This is a genomic window from Halomicrobium zhouii (assembly GCF_900114435.1).
GTDB lineage: Archaea > Halobacteriota > Halobacteria > Halobacteriales > Haloarculaceae > Halomicrobium > Halomicrobium zhouii.
On the sequence record NZ_FOZK01000004.1, the window covers coordinates 217,106 to 233,585 of the forward strand.

Below are 16,480 nucleotides of genomic sequence, written 5' to 3' on the forward strand. Positions count from 1 at the left end.
TGCCCCCCGCGAATCATCTCATGCACGTGGATCCTTCGGGCGCGACGACGTACAGTCGGAAGTCACCGTTCGACTGGACCCGGTGGATGCGTGGGTCGGTCTCCATCCGTTCGAAGCCTGCCTCGCTGTAGCGGAAGCCGTCGTAGAGGCCGACCTCCCGCTGGTAGTCGGACTGCTCGAGGGCGACGTAGCGACACCGGGAGTAGAACTCCGTCATGTTGTTCCCCCACACACCGAACGGTATCATCTCGTCTTTGCCCTCGAAGGTCGTCCCGTCCGCGGCCGTGTTCGACCCGGTCGTCCCGTGGTACGCGTCGACGTAGCGGCGCGGGCCGCCGCGGACGCCCGTGTGCCACACCTCGGGGTCGCGCTGTTCGAACGAGGTCTCGTACCCCTCCATCGTCCGCTCGGTCACCTGGCTTGAGGGCTGGTAGATGTACGGCGAGGAGAACACCATCGCCAGCTGGGGGACCAGCAGGAGGGCGAACACGCCCACCGCCAGCGTCGTCCGCGTCGTCGGCGACCGTATCGGCAGCCCGAACGGGATTCCGTCGGCGACGGCCACGGCGACGAAGATGGTGACGAACACCATGATAAAGCCCAGGTAGCGGAACTGCTGGACGGAGAGGCTCGCGACCATGAACGCCAGGAACAGCACGAAGATGGGCGCGAAGGCGACGGTGAGATAGGTCAACAGCGCGTTGCGGTCCGGCGCGTCGTCGAGGCGCCGGGTCAGCGTCGCGAGCATCACCAGGCCGGCGACCAGCGAGAGGACGCCGCTGACGAGGAACATCTTGAGGAACAGCTCCTCGATGCCGCCGCCGAGGGTCGCCAGCGACGTCCCCTTGGCCTCGATGGTCCCGCCGGGGTCGGCGCCGGACACCAGCAGGGTGACGAGCGTCCCGACGGTGTCCTGGGCGCGGTCGAACCGTGGCGTCCACAGCAGGAAGAAGCCGCCGACGACGGCCGCCGGTGCGACGATCGCCCGGTGGGCGCTGATCGCGGTGGACCCGACCCACCGCCGCGACGCCCGGGCGAGTACCTGGAGACCGAGGACGGTGAACAGGATCGCGATGACGTTGGCGCCGACCTGTGGATGATAGAGGATCGCGGCGACGCCGGCGATTCCGAGCAACACGCCGAACGGCGTCAGGAGCGTGCGGTCGCCGAGGCGGGCCACCGACCCCTCGTCCGTCACGTACCGGAACAGCGCGTACAGCACCAGCGGCGAGAAGAAGATGGCCGCCGTCGTCGGGTACGCGACGATGTAGGTGTGGACGTTGTTGATCGGGAGGACCAGGAGCGCGGCGAAACAGCCGGCGACGACGCCGTTTCGGCTCGTCGAGATCCGACCGACCACGAGCGTCACCGAGACGACGAACGCGGCGAACAGCAGGGGCGGGATCAGCAGCAGCGACCGGCGGAGCGTGATGCCGGTCGTCTGGGCGACGAAGATCGCGGTGCTCTCGATGCCCGGATAGAGTAACTCGACGGGATTGAGCTGTTCGTCGGCGATGAGGCGCGCCCAGCCGAGGTAGCTCAGCGCGTCCCCGGCCCCGAAGAAGTAGTAGCCGCGCAGGACCGGGAGCGCGACCACCGATACTATCGCCATCGGCCCCAGGAGGAGGCCGAGGCGGCGCGGGACGCTCTTCGGTGGGGCGCTAAGCGCGACGATGGCCGCCGCGAGAGCGGCGAGGACGACGCCGGCCCAGAACGTCGGCGGCGTCGCCTCGTAGATGGACAGCTCGTAGCCGTCGATGGGCGTCGAGCGCGCCGCCAGGATCGCCGCCGTCAGTGCGAGGAATCCGACCGCGAGGACGCCGGTGAACCGTCGCCGTCTCGACCGCGGGAGGCTAGTGCTCGTCATCTGGTTCGTTGCCGGCGATATCCCCAGCACGTCCATTGTTATGCTGTCGTTGCAAAATCGTATGAGTCCGTTTCCCCCGCAGTCCCGCGACGTGTCCACCGAGCGGCTTCACTTCCCCTGGTCCTTGCGCGGCCCCTGGTCCCTGTGCGGCTCCTGGTCCCCGCGCGGGCGGTCAGTTTTCGACGATTCGCTCCGAACGGGATTCGCCGTCGTTCCCCCCGCCGTCGTTGCGTCCGGGCCCCGGGACCTCCTGGCCGAGCACCTCCTCGTACACGCCGTGGATCCGCTCGGCCATGCGCTCGGTGCTGAGGGGACGGATCGCGTCCCGGCCGTCGGAGCGCTCGCCACGCCTGAGGACGGCCTCGACGGCGCCGACCAGGCGGTCCTCGCTGGCGGCGACGTGGGAGTTCGCGACTCCCTCGAGACGGGACCGGACGTCGCCGACGTCGGTGGCGACGACGGGGAGGTTGCAGGCCATCGCCTCCTTGACCGTGTTGGGCGACCCCTCGCGTTCGGAGGTCAGCAACAGGACGTCGGCGGCGTTGAAGAGGGTCGGCATCAGCTCGTGGGGGATGCCGCTGGCGATCTGGAGTTCGACCGGCCGGTCGACGCGCTCGCGAACTCGCTCGACGACGCGCTCGGCGCGCGGGTAGTTCTTGACCTCGCGTCCCTTCGGGTAGGGAAAGAGTACGTGGTGGGCGTCCGGGTCCCAGCCCATCTCGTCGCGCGCGGCCGTCCGCGGCATCGGCTCGAACCGGTCGAGGTCGACGCCGTGGGGGATGACGTGGCACTCGCGGTCGAGTTCCGCGGCCATCTCCTCGGACATCACGATGACGGCATCGCAGTGGTTCGCGCAGAACTCCGAGACGGGACCGTAGGTGCCCATCAGGTCCGAGCCCCACAGCGAGAGGACGACCGGGAGGTTCGGCTGGGCGATGGCCGCCGGCGCGGTCAGCCCGTAGTTGGCGTGGACGAGGTCGTAGTCCGCGAAGGAGCGCCTGAGTACCGGGGGGTAGAACTTCACGTAGTCGACGAGCGACCGGGAGGCCGAGCCCTCGGTGTCCTCGTCTGCGACGCCGTACTGGTGGTCGCCGGGGACGGCGAGCGTCGTGCTGTCGACGCCACGGTCTTCGAGCATCGAGACCTGGGTCTTGTAGAACTGGGAGTCGGCGTTCGTGACGAGGTTCAGGACGCGCATCGGATCACCGTTTCAGCGTCTGGTACGTCGCCTTCGCGACGTCCATCCCGATGGAGTCCGACTCGACGACGTAGTAGGGGACCAGGTCGGCGGCGAACTTGGACTTGTACTTGCACAGGCGTTTCGTGTTCGCCCCCATCAGGTCGTAGCCGGTGACGTGGTCGAGGGCGGGGTCTTCGAGGATGTCGGTGATGATCCGCCAGTGGAGCAGGCTGTTGACGCTCGTGCCGTCGTAGTCCGCGCGGGTTCCGCCCTGCCAGAAGTAGGCGTCGTCTGTCGAGTACAGCACCGTGATCCCGCTGAGGAACTCGCCCTCGGGACCCCGGACGACGTAGACGCGGGCATGCTCGTCGAGACGCTCGACCAGGTCGCGGACGTACTCCCAGGATAGCGGAAACCCGCGACCCTGTTCTTCGTAGCGCGCTTTCGTCTGCTCGTAGACGTCGCGGGCGCCGTGGATCCCCTCGATCTCGACGGTGACGGGCAGGTCCTCGGCGTCGCGGATGTCGCGCCGGAGCCCGCTACTGAACGAGGCGAGCACGTCGTCGGCGTCCCTCTCTGCGAGATCGAGGACGTAGGTGAACTGCGTCGAGAGGTCGTACTCGGCCCATCGGTAGGGCCGTGGGTCGGCGTAGTCGCTGTGACAGATCGTCCGGAACAGCGAGAGCGACCCGTCGATGTCCACCTCCGCGAGTACTTCCTCGGTGAAATCCCGGTTGACGCTCTCTCGTTTGCGTTGCTTCGGGCTGGTCGGCATCACGACGGGGCCCAGGCGCGGCACGTTCATCGACGGCGGCGGCGACGTCACCGTCGTTCCCACAAACTTCGAGGATTTGAACACCGGCAACAGCCCGATCGGTTCGTCTCCCTTGAACCCCCCGTACAGCTCCAGGTCCCCGGCGGTGTGGTCGTCGAGGGTCGCCAGCGCTTCCGGGCGATGGAAGACCTCGATCCCGCTGTCCGGGAGCGCCTCGCGCCACTCCGACAGGTCGAGTTGTTCGATTTGCATTCGGCGTACAGCAGACCCCTCGCGGTGCGGCCTTTGTTATCGGCGCCCTACGGGGACTGTTCGATTGCAGGGCCCGATGAGCCACCGGTTACGACCCAGTAACAGTGGAAAATGGCACTACGTCAGTCGGCCGACTGGCTGGCGCGCTCTTCGGCGACGGCCTGCGGCATCGACTGGTGGTCGAGGGTCTCGTACAGCGTCCCCGGCGCGCCGACCCAGGCGTCCATCTCCAGGGCTCTCTCGACGATGCGCCGGTAGATCACGTCGTAGCTCTGGTAGTCGTCGCTGAAGAAGCGCGGGTGCCAGAGGACGGACATGACGGCGTCGTTGGCGCGGGCTTCGGTCAGCAACCGCTCGCAGATCTGCCAGGCCTTCTCGACGTTCGTCCCCGGGTCGGGCAGGGCACACTCCATCAGCGTCAGGGGGAAGACGACGAACTCGTCGTCGAAGGGCCGGTAGGGGTCGTAGCCGTCGTGGAAGCCGTAGTCGCTCGGCGACCCCGGGGTCGCGTCGTACTGGAGGCCGGCGGCGCGCTGGTAGGTCCACGTCTCCGGCCGTTCGATGTTGAGGTAGTGCTGGCGGCCGCCGGTCACCTCGTGGCCGAGGACGTCCTCGAGGTGGCGCTTCTCGGTGGCGAGCATCTCGCGGTCCGCGTAGGACTCGTAGGAGCCGTGGAGACCGACCTCCCAGCCGCGGTCGTCGATCTCGCGGATGAGCGAGATGATCTCCGGGTCTTCGATGTCGTACCGGCCGGCGTAGAGCTGCCAGGCCGTCCCGGAGAGCCAGTCCCGGGGCGGGCGGTCGGCGAACAGGTCCTGCTCGTTGAGGAAGTAGAACGCCGACGTGACCCCCAGTTCGGACTCGAGGTCGAGCATCTCCTGGAAGGTCCAGTAGGGGTTCGAGCCGGGCAGCAGGCCCCGGAGGTGGGAGGGGTCCCGCTCCTTGAGCGCGTAGTACAGCGACTGGTAGGTCTTGTACGGCCGGTCGACGTCGTGGGTGAGACAGAGGGCGAACTCGTGGTCCCCCGGGACCCACTCGCTCTCACTCATCGCGACCAGCCTCCAGGACGACGTCGACGATGGTGTCGGTGACGTCGACGCTCTCGTCGATCAGGTCCCGACGCCGCTCCTCCCAGCGGGCCTGCGTGTCGGGGTCCTCGACGAGTTCCTTCGTCGTCTCGACGGCCGCCCGCTCGTCGCCGAAGGAGTGCAACAGGCCGTACTCCTCCTCCAGGGCGGTGACGTTCGAGACGTCGTCGCTGTCGGCGAAGGAGTTCGACCGGATGGCAGGCGTGCCGAGGATGCCGGCCTCCATCGCCATCGTCTGGGAGTCGCCGACGTAGCCGTTGGCGTAGTACAGCAGGTCGTGGATCGCGGCGGGGTCGACCGGGAGCCGGTAGTCCTCGAACGCCGCGGGGAGCGGGTCCTCGCTGGTGATGTACACCTGGCCCCGTTCGTCGAGGTACTCGACGAGTTCGCGCTTGGCCGACCGCGAGAAGCCGGACTCGCCGACGTCGTGGTGGGCGCCCCAGGCGACGAATCGGAGGACGTAGTACGGTTCGTCGACGGCGACGCCGCGTTCTGTCAGACAGTCCGGGTCGGGCTCGAACCGGTCCGGGTGGAGGTAGGCCAGTTCGTGGAACCCCTCGTAGGTCCGGTGGTCCCCGTTCAGCTCGTTCCGGAAGCAGGCAGGCGTGACGACGACGCTGGTGAAGGGGTGCGTGACCGACCCGAGCGTCTCGACGGCCACCTCGTCGTCGTTGAAGATGACGCTCGGCGTGCCGGTGACGGCCGCCGCGTGGGCCGCGCCCGGGTTGAAGTGGCTCGCGATGACGTCGGCGTCGAAGCGCCGGACGTGCCAGGCGAGTTTCAACTCGCGAACGAGCCACTCCTTGGCCAGGTCGAGCGTCGTCGTCCCCTTCTTCGAGATGGGGACGTGGTCGATCTCGTAGGCGTCCAGGAGCTGCGTCGTCACTTCCTTCTCCCGGGATGTGACGAGCGTGTCGTGGCCGCGCTGCTCGACCTCGTCGATGGCGTGTTTGAACAGGTGGACGTGCGCCGGGTGACCGACGTCGAAGTGAACCTTCATGGTAGTAGCTGCAATCCTCGCTTGGCGGCGTTGACGGCGGCGTCTCTGGTCCGCTCCGCGACGAACTCGGAGTAGCTGTCCGCCCAGCGGTTGGGGTGTGCGTGCAGGCAGGCGCGACTGACCCGCCGCTTGCGAAAGAGGTCGACCAGGTCGGCAGTCCGGTCGGCCTGGACAGTCTTGAACCGCTGGCCGACGACGTGGTCGTCGCCCTTCAGGGGGCAGTCACGCCAGGTCCGCCCCGCGTCGGAGAAGTAGGTGACGTCCGCGAAGTCGACCGAGAGGTACGCCTCCCCGAGCAGGTCGTAGCGGTCGAAGTCTGGGTCCTCGCCCCACATCTCGCGGTTGTCGAAGGTCGTCAGCGGGTTGCCGTGCATACAGGCGGTGTCGACGGTGGCGTACTCGCGCAACTGGGCGAGGTTGGTCGCGAACGAGCGGTGCGCCTCGGCGGGGTCGCCGTTGGCCCGGTCGAGGTCCTCGTAGTGGTACCCAATTTCGTGACCGAGCGTCTCGACGCGCCCGATGACGCGGGGGTCGAGCGTCCGGTCGACGGTCCGGAAGTAGTAGGTGGCCGCGACGTCGCGCTCGGCCTCGATGCGGGAGAAATCGAGCGCGTTGGCAGGCTTCCGGTCGACGTCGTGGCGCAAGAGTAGAAACCGCGGTGGCAGCGTCTCCCGCTCGAGGTACTCCCGGACCGTCAGGAACTCGTAGCCGGCGTCGACGGCCGCGTCGAGCATGCGCGCGTAGGTTCGATAGGTGAAGTCCCGCGTCATTCCTGCAGGTTCGTGGCGTCGAGCGCCGGTGGCAGCGGGCGGTGCTCCGCCGGGACGCCGATGGCGAGCGTCTCCGGCGGGACGTCTTCCGTGACGACCGAGCCGGCGGCGACGAACGACCGGTCGCCGACGGTCACGCCTGGCAGGATGGTCGCGTTCGCCCCCACGCTGACGTCCTCGCCGAGCGTCGGGCCGACGAGGTCGCAGTCCTGCCTGAGCGGGTAGGGGTCGTTCGTCAGGACCGCGTTCGGCCCGAGGAACGCCCGGTCGCCGACGTCGCTGTAGGGTGGGACGTAGACGCCCGTCTGGAGGCTGGCGCCGTCGCCGATCTCGCAGCGCCCGTCGAGCACGGTCTTCGTCCCCAGGACGACGTCGTCGCCGACGACCGTCTGCTCGCGCACGACGACGTGGTGGCCCGTCTGCAGGCCGTCGCCGACGACCACGTCGGGGTAGATGATCGTCCCCGACCGGACGGTGGCGCCGTCGCCGATCCGCGGGGCCGCCCCGTCGCCTGAACTGGGGACGTCGACCGTGTCGTCGACGACGCAGCCGTCGCCGAGGCGTAGGTCGGTCATCGTCTCCCCCCGGTGTTCGTCGTCGCTGGCGCGGCGTCAGTTCGCTCCCGACTGGCTGGATTTTCGACGTACATTGCTATCAACTCGGTGCAGGCACCCTCGGGTGCGTTGGTAACAATACACCGACAGGCTGTGCTTTGTTATAGGGAGCCTGACGACCTCCTGTCACGTTAGCCTCCCCCGATCTGTCTCGGACCACTATCAGTCGGCGGCCGGCGCCTGTTCCTGGAGACGCGCTTCGGCCCGTTCGCGGTCCTCGGGATAGCCCACGTCGATGCGCCACCCGTCCATCCGGATGGCGTCGATGGTGCGCCCGCTCTTGAGTAGCAGGTCCACCGCGTCGGAGATCTCGTACTCGCCCCGGTCCGAGGGCTGGACGAGGTGGCAGGCGTGGAAGATGGCCGGCGTGAACGTGTAGAAGCCGGTCATCACCAGGTTCGACGGCGGGTCGTCGGGCTTTTCGAGCACCTCCGTTATCTCGCCGTACTTGTTGGTGTCACAGACGCCGTAGCGGGAGGCTTCCTCCCAGGGGACGTCCTCGACGAGGAAGGCGGCGTCCGTGCGCTGTTCGCGCTGGCGCCGGACGACGTCCTCCAGGTTGGCGTCGAAGACGTTGTCGCCCAGCATCAGCATGAACTCCTCGCCGATGTCCTCTTCGACGGTGAGCAGCGCGTGAGCGAGGCCGGCCTGTTCGCGCTGGTGCGCGTACGTGATCGGTATCCCCTCGAACTCGTCGCCGTAGTGGCTGATGACGTCCTCTTTCCGGTAGCCCACGACGACGTGAAACTGGGTGGCGTCGAGTTCGGCGAGCTGTTCGAAGCAGTGGGTGAGGATGGGCTTGCCGTCGACCTCGACCATCCCCTTCGGCTTGTCGTCGGTCAGCGGGCGGAGGCGCGTCCCCTGGCCCGCCGCGAGAACGACCGCGTGCATGTGTCTCCTAGCTGGGCGATCTGTCACCATTGGTATGCGGAGGCTTCCGGCCCGGCGAGGGTGCTCGCCGGCGCTGTAGCTGCCGGGTACTCGTGGTCCTGACGGAGAGAACGGGGAGATGGAGAGAGTAGGGAGATGGAGAGAACGGGGAGATGGAGAGAGCGGGAGAGAGAACGTGGCGGTGGAGGGCCGTCGGGCGTCAGCGGAGGACGGAACGGAGCGAGTACCGGCTCAGCGAACGGTACTCACCGGTCGGGCGTGCAGACCGCGTCGGCGTCCGCGATGATGAACGCCTCGTCGTCGAGGTGGCTCTCCGCCGCGGGGAGGAACACGACGTGGGACTCCGTCGGCGATTCGACGACGGTGAGGTCCTCGATGTCGTAGCCCAGGTCCTGCCTGGGGTCCGGGTCTTCCGGCACACGTTGCCAATTACTCGACATCGAGATCACAGGTGAACGATGGTGAACGTCGCGTCGCCCCGGACGTCGATGTCGGTGACGTTCCCGGTGTAGCCGAAGGCGTCGACGCCGTTGCCGACGACGCCGACCACTCGCTGGCCGCTGACGCTGTCAGACAGCCGGTCCCAGGCGATGCCGTCGTCACGGACTTCCGACCGGTTCTCGTCGCGCACGACGTCGCCCGAGACGGTGAACGTGTACCGGGCCGTCTCCTCGGCGTCGCCGGTGCCGTCGATGACGAGGACCTTGTCGTAGTCGACGTCGCCGTCCGACCCGCCGCCGGACGTCTCCGTCTCCGTCTCGGTCTGCTGGGGCGTCTCCGTCTGGACGTCGGCCGGGACGAACTCGAGCTGGTCGATGTGCCCGGAGTCCTCGCCGGTCGTCTCGATGGCGATGACGTTCTCGCCCTCCTCGAGCGTCGCGGTGACCGCCATGCGCTCCCAGACGTCCCAGCCGCCGGTCGGCTCGAACGTTATCTCGCTGGTCTCGCCGTTGACGGTCAGGTCGGCCGTGCGGGACTCGCTGTCGCCCTGCGAGTGGGTGAAGACGACGTCGTAGGTGCCGGCCGCGGCCACGTCGAGCGTCCACTCGACGGTGCCGCCGGACGGGGGTTCGAGGTCGACGAAGCCGTCGCCGGAGTAGCCGTCGTGGACGGTGCGGACGCTCGAGTCGCCGCCGACCGTCCCCTTCTCGGCTTGGACGAGCGTCTGGCCGTCGACCGGGATGGCTTCGGACGACCCGGAGTCGGCCGTCGCGGTGGCCGTCGCCGTCGCGGTGGCCGTCGCGGTCGCCGTGGAGTCGCCGGAGCCGCCCGACCCGCCGGAGCCGCCCGAGCTGCCGTCGCCGTTCTGGGGCGTCCAGATGGCGTAGTCGGTGTTCGGGGACTTCGCGTTCGAGCCGGTCACCGTGTCGAAGCTGCTCGGCGCGTCGTGGGTCCCGCTCCCGGTGAGGTGGATGTTCTCGCCGTCCCAGTTGCTGCCGGCGCCCCACTCGTCGATGAAGGTCGGGTTCGAGCTCTCGTTCTCGATGCGGAGGTTCCGCATGACGCCGGAGCCACCCTCGCCCTTGTCGTCGAAGTTGATCGCCATCGTCCCCGGGTCGTGCCAGAGGAAGTCACAGTCCTCGATGAGGACGTCGTCACCGGCGTCGTCGATCTTGATGCCGCGCTGGTTCCAGCCGACGTGGCTGGAGGCGGCCTTCTCGGTGGACTCGAAGTAACAGCGCCGCACCTCGCTGTTGTCGGGGGCCAGGCGCAGCGCGGACATCCCCGTGTTGACGAAGTCGCAGTCCTCGACGACGACCTTGCCGTTCCCCTCGACGTAGGGGTCGGAGACGTACAGCGCGATGTTGCCGAAGTCAGAGAAGTAGCAGTGCCGGACGGTGAGCGTGCCAGCGTGGTCGGTGCCCGCGTAGATGCCGGTCGTGTCGGAGCCGTCGACGGTGCCGTCGGGCATGTTGACGTTGACGATCTGGACTTCCGCGTCGGAGGCCGCGCCGACGCGCCAGCGGGACTGCTCCTCGCCGCACTTGCCCTTGACCGTGATGTTCTCGATGCGGACCGTGCCGGAGTCGGCCCAGAGCGTGGGTCGAATGACGGTGTCCGTGCTCGGTCGCTTGAACGTGACACCCTCGGGCGAGCCGATCAGCGCGCAGTTGGACTTGTCGCCGCCGATGCCGTCGCCGGTGTACTCGTACTCGCCGGCCGGGATGTGGACTTCGTTGCCGCTCACGAAGTGTTCCTCGAGGTAGGAGTCGATGTTGTCGCCGTTAGAGAGTCCTTTCTCGGCGAGGTCGACGGTCGTGGCGGCCGATCCGCGCTTACCGACGGCGACGGTTCCGACCGCGGCCGTCGCGGCCAGGCCGACCGTCTTCATGAACGCGCGTCGATTTGTCTTGCTCGTGTCGGGCGTCTCCTCTTCCGCACTTCGTCGTGCCATAGTCGGGTAGCCTGGACTTACCTCATTAACGCTTCTGACCAGAAGGGGCTACTAAGTCGGTAATAGGGCCCTACTTTCGGCCAGATACGTACCACTTGGGTGCTGGATGCGTGGCACCGTCCGTTAATTATCCCCTACGACGTGTAAATTCCGCGGCGGATTGTAGTCACGAATCGTCAGACGCACTCACCGCGCTAGGATCGTATTACCGGATCGAAGCGGCCCGTATGGCAGTCGTACTGCGGATCCGAGCCGGGTCTAAGGGCGGATTAACGCGGTCTGAACGGCCGGAATGACGACTATAACAAACCGCTGGCCGCCGTCTGTCACGGTAGATGCAGACGCTGTTACTGGGGCTGGATGGGACCTGCCGGTCCATCCTCGCGCCGCTGTTCGAGGACGGGGTGATGCCGCACGTGGAGGCGCTGTTCGACGACGGGACCAGCGGTCCGCTCACGTCGCAACTCCCGCCGTGGACGCCGAGCGCCTGGCCGTCGCTGTACACCGGCGTGAATCCGGGCAAGCACGGCGTGTTCGGGTTCCTCCGCTTCGACGGCTACGAGTGGGACGTGGTGAACCGCTCCGACGTCGAGGAGTTCGCGCTCTGGGAACTGCTCGACCGGCACGGTCTCACGAGCGTCGTGGTCAACGTCCCGGTCACCCATCCAGCGCGCGAGTTCGACGGCGCGCTCCTGCCCGGCTACATCGCGCCCGAGAATCCGGCGTGCCACCCCGAGGGGATCCTCGGTGAGGTCGAGGATGCCGTCGGCGACTACGACGTCTACAGTCCGCTCGACAGGCCGGGGGAGACGGACCTCGACGAGGCCGCCGCCCACGCGCGCAGCCGCGGCGAGGCCTTCTGCTTCCTCGCCGACCGGTACGACCCGGACTTCGGCTTCCTGGAGTTCCAGCAGACCGACAGCGTGTTCCACGTGCGCCCGGAGGACGACGAGGCGGTGCGCCGGGTCTACGGCGCCGTCGACGACGCGGTCGGCCGGGTCCTCGACCAGTGCGACCCCGACAACGTCCTCGTCGTCAGCGACCACGGGATGGGCGAGTACGACGGGTACGACGTCCGCCTCAACGAGTACCTCCGCGAGACCGGGTTCGTCGAATCGACGACGGAGGGGACGGGAATGCCGTCCTGGGACGCCATCGCGCGCAACCAGCTCCAGGACGGCGCGGACGGTGGCCAACCGTCCCCCGGCGCCGCCGAGCGCCTCGCCGCGACGGCCTCGAAGCTCGGCGTGACCAGTCAGCGAATCCAGGCCGTCCTCGAACCGCTGGGCCTCGCCGAGTTCGTCGCGCGCCACGCGCCCACCGACGCGGTACGCGCCGGCACGGAGCAGGTCGACTTCCACGCCTCGCGCGCGTTCGTCCGCGACCGCATCGAACTGGGCGTCCGGCTCAACGTCGCGGGCCGCGAGCCCGACGGCGTCGTCCCGTCGGGGGACTACGACGACCACCGGGACGAACTGATCGACGCGCTCGGTTCGCTGGCGACGCCCGACGGCGACCCGGTCTTCGAGGACGTGCTTCCCCGCGAGGACGTGTTCTCCGGCCCCTACGTCGAGCGCGCACCGGACGTCGTGACCGTGCCGACCGACTTCGAGCACACCCTGAACGTCTCGCTGCTGGGCGAACTGTTCGACGACGAGCCGTTCGAACCCTGGAACCACAAGCGGGACGGCATCGTCGCGGCCACCGGCGAGGCCTTCGACGAGACGGCGTCGCTCGCGGACGCGCACCTCTTCGACGTCGCCCCGACGGTACTCACCTCGCTGGGGATTCCCCGCAGCGACCGGATGGACGGCGAGCCCCTCCCCGTCGTCGACGAGACGCCCGTGCGCCGCTATCCGGAGTTCGAAGCGAGAGACCGGACCGACACCGACGACGAGGCCGTCGAGGAGCGCCTCGCGCACCTGGGCTACCTCTCCGGGGAGTAAGGGAAAACGGCGCCCGGCCCTTTCTCAGCCTTCGACGGCGTTCAGCGCGCTGTTGAGTTCGAAGAGTTCCTGCACGACGTCGCTCTCGGCGAGCCGGTACCGCTGGGGCGACGTGTTCGGTACTTCTTCGACGACGTCGAGTTCCAGCAGCAGATCGATGTAGGTACTGACCGTCTGGCGCGTCACGCCCGCGTGTTCCGCGAACTCGGTCTTGTTCATCTCCCGACCTGGCGGCAAGTCCAGCAGCGCGTCGACGAGGATGGGAACGCTCTCGTGTTTCGTGAGCGCGAGGAATCCGCTCGGATGTTCCAGCCGGGCGGCTTTGGTATTGCGCTCTTCGGCAGGGGGAGTCGATGTCGATTCGCTCATACACGGACATTGGCGTCCTCGTGTATACATTTTTCCATCAGTGTAAATGTGAATTACCATGATTTAAGGGATGGTCCTTTGAAACTCAGGTATGCGGAAACCGTCCGTGAAATGTGCTCTCCTGGCTGCGATGGTGGCGAAACACAAGTGGGGGACCCCTATCGACGAAGAGAGTCTGCTCTCGGTCGCTGCAATTGAGTCGACTGACTATCCGAAGGCGAGTCAAATGTTCGACGAACTCCGGACCGAACACTACGTTACGAACCGGGGAAACCGAGGGATCGAGCTCAACAATAGTGAGTTCGGTTTGCTCGCCGACGTTCTCTACAGTGAGTGTGGCTGGGAACCATTCCACATCAAGAGTCGACTCAAGCATTACGAAGGCTGGGACCAGCACGACTGGGCTTGACGCGTAACTTCGGGGGTTCTGTTCAACTTTGATCGTCCTCGCGCCGGAAATCTTCGAAGAGCGCTTCGCCCGCGTCGAGGAACGCTTCGGAACCGAAGTCGTCCTTTCAGATTTCAGCGGCTCGAACGGCGGCCGGAGACGGACGAACCCGCTCTCGTCGTCGACGACGAGCCGGTCACCTGCTTCGAGGCCGAGACGCGTTCTGATCGATTCGGGTATCGTGATTCGCCCGTCGCCGTCGATAGATACCGTGTCGCGGCTGCTGTCCTCCTCCATGTTCGTTCACCCAACGTGTAGAACGAACGACCGATAAAATGTCCTGATTTCGCCCGACTTCACTCCCGCTGGCAGTTCCCGCCACTGGCGGCCGCGTTCGCGCCGAGTCGACTCGTGCGCAGCGCCTCGCGGGTGACCGTGGCGTCGTTGAGCACGACTGGCCTGCCCGTCACGCTGATCGAACTGTTCGAGAGCGTCGAGTCGCTGACGCGGGTGCACTGGATGCCGTCGCGGGCCTGGCCCGTCTGGACGATGCAGGCGTTGTCGACGAGACAGCCCTCGCGTTCGAGCAGGCGGACGGCGGCGGTGTCGCTGGCCGACCCGGAGATGGTGACGTTCTCGACGCGGATGCGGTAGTCGTCGCTGTCGGCGTCGACCTCGTCGGGTCGGTCGGTCGGCGACTTCGCGAGGATGGCCGCGACGTCGTCGGCGTTGACCGTGACGGTCGTGTCGCGGATGGTCGCCTGGTCGAGCCAGCTCGACATGGTGATGCCGCCGTCGCTCCCGGTCACCTTCTCCATCTGGACGTCGCAGTTCTCGACCAGGACGTTCGAGCCCTCTCGGAGTCGGATGCCGCGCATGTTGCCGAACCCCTTCGGGGCCCTGTCACAGCGGACGGTGACGCCGCGGACCTCGGCCGGGCCGCTGACGCGGACGTTCGAGACGTTGTTGTTCTCGTAGCGCCCCCCTTCGACGACCACCTTGCCGGTCGCCGAGGAGGCGTAGAGGCCGTTGTCGGGGAAGCCGGCGATGTGACAGTCGACGAAGCGCAACGTCCCGGTGTGGGACTCGCCGACGTAACAGCCCGTGATGGGGTACTCGGCGGTGGCGCCGTCGGGCAGGTTCATCCGCTTCACGACGCCGTTCCCCTGGGGGTCCGTGACGTCGAAGCGCATCACGTCCTGGTCGACGTCGACGGTGCCGATGACGCTGACGTCCGTCACCGAGAGGCCGTCCGTCACGATGCCGTGGATGGGCCGCCCGCCCGTCTTCGGTGCGCTGAAGTCGAACGCCAGGCCCTCGATGGTCAGCCCGGTCGCGCTGTCCGCGTTCCCGAGGACGAACAGGGAGTCGTCGAACCCCTCCTCGACGCGGAGCGTCGCGTCCCGGCCGACGACGCTGAGGTCGGTGAGGTCCCTGACGCGCCACTCCTGTGTGAGGAGGTACTCGCCGGGCGGGAAGTACAGCGTCTTGCCGTCGCCGACGACCTCCTCCAGGACGGGGACGGTCGGCTCGTCGCCGTCGGGGCTGGCCCCCGCCTCGACGAGGTCGATCACGTTCTCGCCGCTGGGTGGTTCCGGCGGCGTCTCCGTTTCGTCTGGCATCTCCGTTTCGTCTGGCGTCGGTGTCTCCGTCTCCGACGGCCCCGGGCCCGGATCGAGCCAGGAACACCCCGCTATCGCTGCGAGACCCGCGACCCCGCCGAGCGTTTTCAGATATCGCCGCCGGGTTCGATTGTCGTCAGTCACTTGTCCGTCACTCTAGTGGGATCCCAGATTGTTATGATGGGCCAAGAAGCGCTGGCAACCGGCTTACCGTTCAGTCCCGCTGGCGGATCTGGGTCCGCTGGTCGGCCTCCTCGACCATCGACTGCTCGATGGAGTCCGGTTCCGGTTTCCACTCGGTCTGGCCGTCGAGGTGGTCGTCGTGCTCGCGGTCGATGGCCAGGATGGCGAACACGGCGGTCCCGAACAGCGTCGCCAGAGTCCCGAGACGCGACGTCCCGTCGCCGAGGCCGGCGACGCGCTTGAGGAGGCTGCCGACGCCGGCGACGCCGGCCAGCGCCGCGACGCCAGCCAGCAGCGCGATCGGGTGGTGCTCGCGGACGACGTACTTCGCCCAGACGCGCCAGAGGGCGTTCCGGGCGAGCATGCCCGAGACCTTCGGGATGTACGTCCGGTAGTCGATGTGGCTCTCCTCGTCGTCGTAGACGGCCTGGCGCGGGACGTCCACCACGCGCATGCCCGCGACGTTGAGTTTGACGAGCAGGTCGTTACAGTAGCCGTAGAACTCGTACATCTCCTCGATCTCGACCTCCTCGAGCGCGTGCAGCGAGATGGCCGTGTAGCCGTTCTGGGGGTCGCCGACGTTCCAGTAGCCGCTGGCGATCTTCGTCAACAGCGTCAGGATACGGTTGCCGACGTAGCGGAAGCGCGGCATGTCGGCGTGGAACTGCTCGTCGAGCAGGCGGTTGCCCTTTGCGTAGTCGGCCCGGCCCGTGGCGACAGGTTCGACGATCAGCTCCAGGGCCTCGGGGCGCATCTGGCCGTCCCCGCCCATCACGGCGGTGACGTCGATGGCGTCCTCACGTGCCCGGAGGTAGCCGGTCTTGATCGCGCCGCCGACGCCGCGGTTCTCCGCGTGCTGGATGGGCACGACGCGGTCCTCGAAGGGACTGTCCCGGTCGAGGCCGGCGTCGTTCACCCGCTCGGCGGCCCCCTGGATCGCCGCCCAGGTGTCGTCGGTCGAGCAGTCGTCGACGGGGTAGACGCGGTCCACGAAGTCGGGGACGGTCTCGACGACGCCGGCGATGAACGCTTCCTCGTTGTACGCCGGGATCACGACGGCGACGGTCTTGTCGTTATACATCGGACCCCCTGTGCGTTAACGACGGTGTCGTCTGTGGCGCGTCGAACGTCCGTCTGTTC

General features: G+C 67.4%; 15 protein-coding genes and 1 pseudogene. 2 read left to right on the plus strand and 14 right to left on the minus strand.

All coding sequences use genetic code 11. The features are described from left to right. Positions 1 to 13: 13 nt before the first annotated feature. The 10 genes from BM337_RS18210 to BM337_RS18255 form a co-directional block, all read right to left on the minus strand. Entirely contained in the window at positions 14 to 1,903 is a 1,890-nt protein-coding gene (locus BM337_RS18210; RefSeq protein WP_089818621.1) for a hypothetical protein, read from the minus strand. Between the two features lie 136 nt (positions 1,904 to 2,039). Then, positions 2,040 to 3,065: a glycosyltransferase family 4 protein gene (locus BM337_RS18215; RefSeq protein WP_089818622.1), complete on the minus strand. Its 1,026-nt coding sequence runs from the start codon at positions 3,063 to 3,065 to the stop codon at positions 2,040 to 2,042. Between the two features lie 4 nt (positions 3,066 to 3,069). Then, on the minus strand, positions 3,070 to 4,074 hold the full coding sequence (locus tag BM337_RS18220; RefSeq protein WP_089818623.1) for a GNAT family N-acetyltransferase: 1,005 nt from the start codon (positions 4,072 to 4,074) through the stop codon (positions 3,070 to 3,072). A gap of 122 nt (positions 4,075 to 4,196) precedes the next feature. After that, a complete protein-coding gene (locus BM337_RS18225; protein WP_089818624.1) occupies positions 4,197 to 5,123 on the minus strand; it encodes a polysaccharide deacetylase family protein in 927 nt (308 codons plus the stop codon). After that, positions 5,116 to 6,162: a DUF354 domain-containing protein gene (locus BM337_RS18230; protein ID WP_089818625.1), complete on the minus strand. Its 1,047-nt coding sequence runs from the start codon at positions 6,160 to 6,162 to the stop codon at positions 5,116 to 5,118. The genes BM337_RS18225 and BM337_RS18230 overlap by 8 nt, the downstream gene beginning before the upstream one ends. Next, a complete protein-coding gene (locus tag BM337_RS18235; RefSeq protein ID WP_089818626.1) occupies positions 6,159 to 6,932 on the minus strand; it encodes a hypothetical protein in 774 nt (257 codons plus the stop codon). The genes BM337_RS18230 and BM337_RS18235 overlap by 4 nt, the downstream gene beginning before the upstream one ends. Beyond that, entirely contained in the window at positions 6,929 to 7,507 is a 579-nt protein-coding gene (locus BM337_RS18240; protein ID WP_089818627.1) for an acyltransferase, read from the minus strand. The genes BM337_RS18235 and BM337_RS18240 overlap by 4 nt, the downstream gene beginning before the upstream one ends. 201 nt (positions 7,508 to 7,708) lie before the next feature. Beyond that, positions 7,709 to 8,437, minus strand: coding sequence for a UTP--glucose-1-phosphate uridylyltransferase AglF (aglF, locus tag BM337_RS18245; protein ID WP_089818629.1), 729 nt, complete (start codon positions 8,435 to 8,437; stop codon positions 7,709 to 7,711). Positions 8,438 to 8,682: 245 nt separating this feature from the next. Further along, a complete protein-coding gene (locus BM337_RS18250; protein ID WP_245778700.1) occupies positions 8,683 to 8,856 on the minus strand; it encodes a hypothetical protein in 174 nt (57 codons plus the stop codon). 26 nt (positions 8,857 to 8,882) lie between these two features. Further along, on the minus strand, positions 8,883 to 10,832 hold the full coding sequence (locus tag BM337_RS18255) for a CBM35 domain-containing protein (protein ID WP_089818631.1): 1,950 nt from the start codon (positions 10,830 to 10,832) through the stop codon (positions 8,883 to 8,885). 335 nt (positions 10,833 to 11,167) lie between these two features. On the opposite strand from BM337_RS18255, the gene BM337_RS18260 reads away from it, so the two are divergent. Further along, the gene (locus BM337_RS18260) at positions 11,168 to 12,778 is read left to right on the plus strand and encodes an alkaline phosphatase family protein (protein ID WP_089818633.1); all 1,611 of its coding nucleotides are present in this window, start codon (positions 11,168 to 11,170) and stop codon (positions 12,776 to 12,778) included. Between the two features lie 24 nt (positions 12,779 to 12,802). Here BM337_RS18260 and BM337_RS18265 read toward each other — a convergent pair whose 3' ends face one another. Next, entirely contained in the window at positions 12,803 to 13,147 is a 345-nt protein-coding gene (locus BM337_RS18265) for a helix-turn-helix domain-containing protein (RefSeq protein WP_089818635.1), read from the minus strand. A 91-nt stretch (positions 13,148 to 13,238) separates the two neighbouring features. Between BM337_RS18265 and BM337_RS21935 the strand changes: the two genes are divergently transcribed. Then, positions 13,239 to 13,556 carry a hypothetical protein gene (locus tag BM337_RS21935; protein ID WP_089818637.1) on the plus strand — a complete coding sequence of 106 codons (318 nt, stop codon included), beginning with the start codon at positions 13,239 to 13,241 and terminating at the stop codon, positions 13,554 to 13,556. A 141-nt stretch (positions 13,557 to 13,697) separates the two neighbouring features. Here BM337_RS21935 and BM337_RS21940 read toward each other — a convergent pair. The 3 genes and pseudogenes from BM337_RS21940 to BM337_RS18285 all read right to left on the minus strand — a co-directional run. Then, positions 13,698 to 13,832: pseudogene (locus tag BM337_RS21940) on the minus strand (AbrB/MazE/SpoVT family DNA-binding domain-containing protein); the annotation flags it as partial. A 59-nt stretch (positions 13,833 to 13,891) separates the two neighbouring features. Beyond that, positions 13,892 to 15,157 (minus strand): right-handed parallel beta-helix repeat-containing protein, encoded by a 1,266-nt coding sequence (locus tag BM337_RS18280; RefSeq protein WP_143117758.1) that lies wholly within the window; start codon positions 15,155 to 15,157, stop codon positions 13,892 to 13,894. 214 nt (positions 15,158 to 15,371) lie between these two features. Then, complete coding sequence (locus BM337_RS18285; protein WP_089818641.1) at positions 15,372 to 16,421, minus strand: glycosyltransferase family 2 protein; 1,050 nt, start codon at positions 16,419 to 16,421, stop codon at positions 15,372 to 15,374. Positions 16,422 to 16,480 lie beyond the last annotated feature (59 nt).